This window comes from Devosia geojensis (assembly GCF_000969415.1).
Lineage (GTDB): Bacteria > Pseudomonadota > Alphaproteobacteria > Rhizobiales > Devosiaceae > Devosia > Devosia geojensis.
Genome location: NZ_JZEX01000058.1, coordinates 48771 through 57038, shown reverse-complemented (window position 1 = coordinate 57038; position 8268 = coordinate 48771). Strand labels below are relative to the sequence as shown.

General features: G+C 64.1%; 7 protein-coding genes. 1 reads left to right on the top strand and 6 read right to left on the bottom strand.

The window, feature by feature from the left end; all coding sequences use genetic code 11:
• Positions 1–409 precede the first annotated feature (409 nt).
• The 5 genes from VE25_RS05575 to VE25_RS05555 form a co-directional block, all read right to left on the bottom strand.
• Positions 410–1414 carry an amino acid ABC transporter substrate-binding protein gene (locus VE25_RS05575; protein ID WP_046107602.1) on the bottom strand — a complete coding sequence of 335 codons (1005 nt, stop codon included), beginning with the start codon at positions 1412–1414 and terminating at the stop codon, positions 410–412.
• A gap of 145 nt (positions 1415–1559) precedes the next feature.
• The gene (locus VE25_RS05570) at positions 1560–2360 is read right to left on the bottom strand and encodes an amino acid ABC transporter ATP-binding protein (RefSeq protein WP_046107601.1); all 801 of its coding nucleotides are present in this window, start codon (positions 2358–2360) and stop codon (positions 1560–1562) included.
• A 4-nt stretch (positions 2361–2364) separates the two neighbouring features.
• Positions 2365–3501: an amino acid ABC transporter permease gene (locus tag VE25_RS05565; protein ID WP_046107600.1), complete on the bottom strand. Its 1137-nt coding sequence runs from the start codon at positions 3499–3501 to the stop codon at positions 2365–2367.
• A gap of 9 nt (positions 3502–3510) precedes the next feature.
• The gene (locus VE25_RS05560) at positions 3511–4701 is read right to left on the bottom strand and encodes an amino acid ABC transporter permease (protein WP_046107599.1); all 1191 of its coding nucleotides are present in this window, start codon (positions 4699–4701) and stop codon (positions 3511–3513) included.
• A gap of 195 nt (positions 4702–4896) precedes the next feature.
• Positions 4897–5913 carry an amino acid ABC transporter substrate-binding protein gene (locus tag VE25_RS05555; RefSeq protein WP_046107598.1) on the bottom strand — a complete coding sequence of 339 codons (1017 nt, stop codon included), beginning with the start codon at positions 5911–5913 and terminating at the stop codon, positions 4897–4899.
• Positions 5914–6129: 216 nt separating this feature from the next.
• Between VE25_RS05555 and metC the strand changes: the two genes are divergently transcribed.
• Positions 6130–7320, top strand: coding sequence for a cystathionine beta-lyase (gene metC / locus VE25_RS05550; protein WP_046107597.1), 1191 nt, complete (start codon positions 6130–6132; stop codon positions 7318–7320).
• A gap of 10 nt (positions 7321–7330) precedes the next feature.
• On the opposite strand, the gene VE25_RS05545 is transcribed toward metC, so the two are convergent.
• Positions 7331–8224, bottom strand: a complete 894-nt coding sequence (locus tag VE25_RS05545; protein ID WP_046107596.1) for a LysR family transcriptional regulator — start codon at positions 8222–8224, stop codon at positions 7331–7333.
• Between the last annotated feature and the right edge of the window lie 44 nt (positions 8225–8268).

Genomic DNA, 8268 nt, shown 5'->3' with positions numbered 1-8268 from the left:
ATCTGGTGTGGAATTAAAAACTTATCCCCGCAGCTTCCACAAGCCCCATACTCACACCCATCCCTTCGCCGGGCGCGGCAAGTACGAGTTGCCGGCGGCCGGTGGCAGGTCGGACGGTTCGCTCGTGCACGCGGACCGTCTTGCCTGCCACCGGGTTCTGGGAGCGGGTGTCTGCCGGGGGTCGCCCCGGTGGAGGCTGGACAGGCGGGGACGGGCGGTCATCCCAAACAGCGCAAAGTCATCGCTGGGCCGTCTCTTGTCGCCCCGGTCGAGAAATCCCCGTGCAACGGGCGGGTGAAAGCCCACCTTTCCTTTTTGAAGCTTCGGTCCCCGGGTATAAGCCCGCCCGTTGCCGCCCACCTCATCAACCGCAGGCCACATGGCCGGGCGGCGCTTGCGCGCGCCACCGTCATCGGATCGGCGGCGCGTAAAGAAGCCCGCCGTTGAGCCACAGCGAATTCTGTCCGCGCAGCAGCACCGCACCGGTCTGCGGCCCGAAATTGCGCTCGTAGATCTCGCCGTAGTTGCCGACGGCGCGAATGACGTTCGCCATGAAGTCCGTCTCCAGCCCCAGCGGCGCGCCGTAGTTGCCCTCCAGCCCCAGGAGCCTGCGCACGGCCGCTGTGCGGGTGGCCGAAAGCGACTCGATGTTGAGGGAGGTCACGCCGAGTTCCTCGGCATTGATCAGGGCGTAGATCGTCCAGCGGATGATATTGAACCATCGGTCGTCGTCGGCGCGCACAACCGGGCCGACGGCTTCCTTGGAAATACGTTCGGGCAGGATGCGGTGGATGAGCGGGTCCGGCAGCTCGCGCCGCATGGCGTTGAGCTCGCGGCCGGGCGCCGAGAGCACGTTGCACAGGCCCCCGCGATAGGCGAGCAGCAGGTCGGCCGTATCTTCGTAGACGACCTCGCTGTAGTTGGCCTGGTTCTCGAAGAAGAACTCGCGCAGCCGCGTCAGCTCCTCGCCGTTGTCGGCAACGCAGATGGTCAGATCATCGAGCTCGAACGCCGAGACGACCCCCTCCGATTGCGGCACCATGAACGCCTGCCCGTCAAAGAACGTCGGCGCCACGTAGCGCGCGTCATAGACGGTGTCGCGCCGCTCGGTCCACGGCGCATTGCGCACGATGACGTCGAGGTCGCCGGTCTGGAGCGTGGCGAAACGGCTCGCCCCGCGCAGCGGCCGGAATTCGAGAAGATTGGGATCTCCCAGCACAGCGGCCGCGATCGCCCGGCAGATGTCGATATCGAACCCGCTCCAGCGCCCTTCGGCATCGACCTGCGAGAAGCCGGCAAGAGGCCCGACCGCCCCGCAGATGAGAAACCCGCGTTCGCGGACCGCCTCCAGCGTCTGTGCGTGCGCACGACCGGCGGCAAACGTCGTCGCCAGGACGAGAACGACCAGGCACATCGCCCGCAATGGCGAATTTGCAAAGAGTTTCGACACTGCCAGACGACCGGAACGCTCCCTACTCGCCAGCACTATCGACAGCCCGCTCCGCAGGGTCAAGGCGCGGCGGCGGTTTTGGACAGCTCGCCGCGCCCCGACATTTGGCTCAGTGCAGGATTTGGCTGAGGAAAAGCTTGGTGCGTTCGTGATGCGGATTGGAGAAGAAGTTCTCCGGGTCGTTCTGCTCGATGATCTGGCCCTGGTCCATGAAGATCACCCGATTGGCCACCTGCCGGGCGAAACCCATTTCGTGGGTGACGCAGAGCATGGTCATGCCGTCCTCGGCCAGTGAGATCATCACTTCCAGCACCTCCTTGACCATCTCCGGATCGAGCGCCGAAGTCGGCTCGTCGAAGAGCATGATCCTGGGTTGCATGCAGAGCGAACGCGCGATGGCGACGCGCTGCTGCTGCCCGCCCGAAAGCTGGCCCGGATACTTGGCGGCCTGCTCCGGGATCTTGACGCGCTCCAGATAATGCATGGCGGCCTCCTCGGCCTCGGCCTTGGGAATGCCGCGTACCCAGATCGGAGCGAGCGTCAGGTTCTGCAGGATCGTCAGGTGCGGGAAAAGATTGAAGTGCTGGAACACCATGCCGACTTCCCGCCGCACCTCGTCGATGCGCTTGAGATCGTTGGTCAGCTCCACGCCGTTGACGACGACGTCGCCCTGCTGATGCTCCTCGAGGCGGTTGATGCAACGGATGAGCGTCGACTTGCCCGACCCGGAAGGTCCGGCGATGACGATGCGTTCGCCCTTCATCACGCGCAGGTTGATGTCACGCAGCACATGGAAGTCGCCAAACCACTTGTGCATCCCGACGATGTCGATCGCGACCTCGGTGGACGAGATCTTCATCTGCGAGGTGTCGATTTCCCGGTCGACCGTGGTTTCGGAAATTTCGCTCATGGCGTTACCTCTTGTGGCCCGTGTCCAGGCGTCGCTCCATCCAGATGGAGTAGCGGGACATGGCGAAACAGAAAATCCAGAACACGAACGCTGCGAACAGATATCCCGTCACCGCCTGCGTCGGCGATGACCAGTTGATGTCCGAGCTCGCCGCCTGGACGGTGTTGAGCAGGTCGAAGATGCCGACGATCGACACCAGCGACGTATCCTTGAAGAGTGCGATGAAGCTGTTCACGATGCCGGGAATGACGTGCTTCAAGGCCTGCGGCAGGATGATGAGCCCCATCGATTTCCAGTAGCTGAGGCCGAGCGAGCTCGCCGCTTCGTACTGGCCGCGCGGCAGCGCCTGCAGCCCGCCGCGGATCACCTCGGCAAGATAGGCCGACGAGAACAGCGTCACCCCGACGAGCGCGCGCAGCAGCTTGTCGACCGTCGTGCCCTGGGGCATGAACAGCGGCAGCATGATCGAGGCCATGAAGAGGATGGTGATCAGCGGCACCGCCCGCCACAGCTCGATGAACATCACACAGAGCGTCTTGATGATCGGCAGCTTCGATTGCCGCCCGAGCGCCAGCAGGATGCCGATCGGCATCGAGCAGATGATGCCGACGAGCGAGATGATGAGGGTGACCAGCAGGCCGCCCCACTGTTCCGTCGGCACCCGCCGCAACCCGAAGACGCCGCCGTTGAGCAGGTAATAGCAGATGATCGGGTAAACGACGAAGAACAGCAGCGCGTTGATGCGCTTGAACGGCGCCCGCGGCCAGAGCAGCGGCACGATCAGCAGCGCCCCGAGCAGGAACACCAGGTTCGGCCGCCAGTATTCTGCGGGCGGGTAGAACCCGTAGATGAAGAACGACATGCGCGCCGAGATATAGGCCCAGCAGGCCCCTGCCCCCGCCGCGCGGCAGTCCTCGACCGTGCCGCCGGGCGGCACCGCGTCTCCCCCGAGGAAAGTGGGGAAGATGAAGTTGTAGATCGGCGGGATCGCCCAGATGAGGAACGCGACGCCGATGACGGTCATGACCGCATCGAAGGGCGTGGCGAAGAGATTCTGCCGCGCCCAGGCGATGACACCGGTGGTACGCACCGGTGCCGGTTGCGGCGGCACCATTTCCTCGCGAACGTAAGAGAGAGACATGCCGTGCTCCTACCGTTCGACCAGCGCCACGCGCGCGTTGTACCAGTTCATGAACGCCGACGTCGCCAGCGAGAGCGTGAGGTAGACCGCCATGGTGATGGCGATGACCTCGATGGCCTTGCCGGTCTGGTTGAGCGTTGTGCCCATGAACACGTTGACGAGTTCGGGATAGCCGATGGCCGCCCCGAGCGAGGAATTCTTGGTCAGGTTGAGGTATTGGCTGGTCAGCGGCGGGATGATCACCCGCATCGCCTGCGGGATGATGACGAGCCGCAGCCGATCGCCTTCGCGCAGTCCCAGCGACTGCGCCGCTTCGGTCTGGCCCTTGTTCACCGCCTGGATGCCGCTCCTGACGTTCTCGGCGATGAACGCGGCCGTATAGATGGTCAGCCCGAAGGCGAGCGCGACGAACTCCGGCGGCAGCTCCAGTCCGCCCCGGAAGTTGAAACGCTGCAGCTCCGGCATCTCGAAGGCGACGCTCGCTCCGCTGACGATGAAGCCGAGGACCATGACCACGATGAGGATGGCGATGTTGACAGCCACCACCGGGAACCGCTCGCCCGTCGCCTCCAGCCGCCGGCGCGCCCAGATGGTGACGCCGATGGTTGCGGCGATGGCGAGGGCGATGGCGACATAGACCCACCCGAACTGCTCGTCCGGGATCGGCCGCGGCACGTAGAGCCCGCGCTGGTTGATGAAGACGCCGAGCGGCAGCGCCAGGCTGTCGCGCACCGCCGGCATGGCCTTCAACACCGCGAAGTACCAGAAGAAGAGCTGCAGCAGCAGCGGCACGTTGCGGATCACTTCGATATAGACGGTGGCGAAACGCGCGATCAGCCAGTTGGACGACAGGCGCGCGATACCAAGGATGAAGCCGATGACGGTGGCGAAGACGATGCCGATGGCCGCCACCAGCAGCGTATTGAGCAGGCCCACCAGGAACGCTTCCCAGTAGTACGAGGCGCGGTCGAACGGAATGAGCGTGAAACTGATGCCGAAGCCCGACGTCTGGAACAGGAAGTCGAAGCCCGTCGTCTTGTTCTGCGCGGCCAGGTTCTGGGCGGTGTTGGCGATGATCCAGACGAAGAAGGCGATGACGAGGCCCGCCACGATGATCTGGTAGATGATCCCGCGGATGACGGGATCGTTGTAGAAAGCGACTCTGGGCGGAGCGCTTCGGGTATTGCTTTGGACGGCCATAGAGCGAAGGGTCCTCTCAGCGGACGATGCGGCGCGTGCTCGTGGATGACGGGAAAAGCCCGACGCAACCGGCTCCGGCGCTGGCCGGCAGCGCACAAATGCCAGTGGACTTGGCTCGTCCTCGATGTGTCACGAAAGGTGCCAGCAAAAACGATCCGGCGCCCTCGGGGATCGAGGGCGCCGGATCTCGTTTCCTTAGCGGATCGGCATCGCGTATTGCAGGCCGCCGTCGGTCCAGAGCGCGTTCAGGCCGCGCTCGAGACCGATTTCGGTGTTCGGACCGACATGGCGGTCATAGGACTCGCCGTAGTTGCCGATGTGCTTGACGATCCGATAGGCCCAGTCGTTGGTGAGCCCGAGCGGCGTGCCGAATTCGCCCTCGACGCCCAGCAGACGCCGCACGGCCGGATTGTCCGAGCCCAGCATCTCGTCGACATTGGCCTGCGTCACGCCCAGCTCTTCGGCTTCAACGAGCGCGTAATAGGCCCAGCGGTTGATCTTGAACCACTGGTCGTCGCCCTGGCGCACCACGGGGCCGAGCGGCTCCTTGGAGATGATCTCGGGCAGGATGACGTAGTCGTCGGGGGTGCCGAACTTCGAGCGTTCGGCAGCAAGCGCGGAAGCGTCCGTCGTATAGACGTCGCAACGTCCGTCCTCGAAGGCCTTCACCACTTCGTCCTGGTCGGTGAAGACGACCGGGGTGAAGTCCATGCCGTTGGCGGCGAAATAGTCGGCCGCGTTGAGCTCGGTGGTCGTGCCCGATTCGATGCAGACAGCGGCGCCCGAGAGATCCAGCGCCGATTCGATGCCGTCCTCGACGCGAACCATGAAGCCCTGGCCGTCATAGTACATGGTGCCGACGAACGAGATGCCGAGGTCGGTGTCGCGGCTCATCGTCCAGGTGGTCGTGCGCGAAAGGATGTCGATCTCGCCGGCCGAAAGGGCCGCGAAGCGCTCCTGGGAGGTGAGCGGCGTATAACGCACGGCATCCGGATCATCGAAGATCGCGGCTGCGACCGCGCGGCAGAAATCGACCTCGAGCCCCGCCCAGACGTTGTTCGCATCCGGCGCCGAGAACCCGGGGACGCCGCCGGTCACACCACACTGGATGTAGCCTTTTGCCTTTACCGCATCGAGCGTCTGCGCGTGCGCAGCCGTGGCTGTGAGGCCGAGTCCGGCCGCCAGCGCGATCGTAAGGACCTTGTTTTGCATCTTATTGCCTTTTTTGTTTCCTGACCCTGAAGGGGCCGGTCGCGCCTTTGGCGCTGCCGGCGCAACCCGTCGCCTTTGTGTGGCGATCGTGATGCTGCTAAGCATCGAAGCGGCTATTGGAACAGCCGTCAAGGGCGGAAAGCCGCTTTGGCCAGCAATACTGTCGCTTTTTTGGGCGCAGTATGGAAGTGAATTGAATTTGTGCAGGACGTTGGTATGAGCGAAAATGCGCCGGAAAGCGGCCTCGAATTTTCTGTGGAAACGGTGCTGACCCATCACGGCCGGGTGCCCGACGAGCAGTTCGGCTTCGTCAATACCCCCGTTTATCGCGGCTCCACTGTTCTTTTCAAAACCCTGGACGACCTCGAAGGCCAGCAGCAGCGATTCCTCTACGGGCGCGCCGGCAACCCCACGACCGAGCAGGTGACGCAGGTGGTCACCCTGCTCGAAGGCGCTCACGATACGATCCTCGCCCCCTCCGGACTCGCGGCGGTCACGATTGCGATACTGAGCTGCGTTTCGGCCGGTGACGACATCCTCATCACCGACAGCGCCTATGAGCCGACCCGCAGCTTCGCCGACGGGTTCCTGAAGCGCATGGGCGCCGGCGCCCGCTACTACGATCCGCGCATCGGCGCGGGCATCGCCGACCTCATCGGCGAGAACACCAGGGCCGTTTTCGTCGAAAGTCCCGGCTCCGGCACCTTCGAGGTGCAGGACCTGCCGGCCATTGCCGCCGCCACACATGCCCGCGGCGCCAAGGTCATCGTCGACAACAGTTGGGCGACCCCCCTCTTCTACAAGCCGCTGGCGCTCGGTGCCGACATCGTCGTCCATGCCGGCACTAAGATGTTCGTGGGCCACTCCGATGCCTTCGCCGGCACCGTCTCGAGCGTCGATGAGGAAACGTCGGCCGCGATCGAGAAGACCCGCCGGCTGCTCGGTTTTTTCACCGCTGGCGACGAGGCGTTCCTCGTCGCGCGCGGATTGCGCACCCTTTCCATCCGCATGGCCGAGCACCGCAAGCGCGCCCTCGAGGTCGCCCAGTGGCTGGAGAGCCAGCCGGAGGTTTCGCGCGTGCTGCATCCCGCCCTGCCGAGCCATCCCGACCATGCCGTCTGGAAACGCGATTTCACCGGCTCGGGCAGTCTCTTCAGCGTCTTGCTGAGGCCTGCTCCGCGAGAGAGCGCAGCTGCGTTCCTCGATCACCTGCGGCTGTTTTCGCTCGGCTATTCCTGGGGCGGCTACGAAAGCCTCTGCATACCGGTCAAGCCGGAGCGCATGCGCACCGCCGTGCCGTGGACCGAGGAGGGCAACCTCCTGCGCCTCCATATCGGCTTCGAGGGTATCGAGGACCTCAAGGCGGACCTCGCCGACGCCCTCGAGCGGTACGCCAGGGCACGATGACGGGGTAAACCTATGAGCGATACCGGAGGGCGCCGACGACGACGGCCATTGCCGGCGATATCTGCCTGCGGCTCGGATAGTAGAGGTGATACCCGGCGAACGTCGGGGTCCAGTCATCGAGAACTTGCTTGAGTCGGCCCTCGGCGATGAGTCCGCCCACCAGATCCTCGGGAACGTAGGCGACTCCATAGCCGTCAAGGACGGCGTCAACCATCGCGAAGGTCGTGTTGAAGGTCAGTTGTCCTTCGACCCGCACTCGAAGTTCGCGGCCATCCTTGGCGAACTCCCAGGCATAAAGTCCGCCGCCCCTCAGTTGACGGTGGTTGATGCAGCTATGGTGGACCAGGTCCTGTGGTGCCTCGGGCATCGGGTGACGGGCGAAGTAATCGGGCGACGCCACGACGACCAGCCGCCAATCGGGGCCGATGCGCACCGCGATCATGTCCTTGTCCAGGCTTTCGCCCAATCGCACGCCGGCATCGAAGCGCTCCTCGACGATATTGCGCAAGCCGTTGTCGATGCTGAATTCGAGCCGGATATCGGGATAGTCGTCCAGGACGCGCTTCAGCCTCGGCCAGACCAGGGTTTGGAAAGCGTGGTCGGAAACGGTGATCCGCACCGTGCCCGAGGGCTTGTCGCGCAGCGCCATGAGCTGGGAAATGTCGGCCTCGATTTCCTCGATGCGAGGAGCGAACGAGCGAAGCACACGTTCTCCCGCTTCGGTCGGCGCGACGCTGCGTGTGGTGCGCGTCAGCAATCGCAGCCCCATGCGTGCCTCGAGCCGCTTGATCGTGTGGCTGAGAGTCGACTGAGACGTGCCCAGTTTCGCTGCCGCCCTGGTGAAACTGCGTTCGTTGGCCACCGCCACGAACCAGAGCAGGTCGTTCAGATCTTCACGCTGCATGGGCTTACCTCCCAGCGATTAATATCACAGATCAATAAGTACAT

Excerpts from the sequence above, each read along its gene's own strand:
- metC (WP_046107597.1), top strand. The coding sequence starts at position 6,130 with ATGAGCGAAAATGCGCCGGAAAGCGGCCTCGAATTTTCTGTGGAAACG.
- VE25_RS05560 (WP_046107599.1), bottom strand. The coding sequence starts at position 4,701 with ATGGCCGTCCAAAGCAATACCCGAAGCGCTCCGCCCAGAGTCGCTTTC.
- VE25_RS05570 (WP_046107601.1), bottom strand. The coding sequence starts at position 2,360 with ATGAGCGAAATTTCCGAAACCACGGTCGACCGGGAAATCGACACCTCG.
- VE25_RS05575 (WP_046107602.1), bottom strand. The coding sequence starts at position 1,414 with ATGTGCCTGGTCGTTCTCGTCCTGGCGACGACGTTTGCCGCCGGTCGT.
- VE25_RS05555 (WP_046107598.1), bottom strand. The coding sequence starts at position 5,913 with ATGCAAAACAAGGTCCTTACGATCGCGCTGGCGGCCGGACTCGGCCTC.
- VE25_RS05545 (WP_046107596.1), bottom strand. The coding sequence starts at position 8,224 with ATGCAGCGTGAAGATCTGAACGACCTGCTCTGGTTCGTGGCGGTGGCC.
- VE25_RS05565 (WP_046107600.1), bottom strand. The coding sequence starts at position 3,501 with ATGTCTCTCTCTTACGTTCGCGAGGAAATGGTGCCGCCGCAACCGGCA.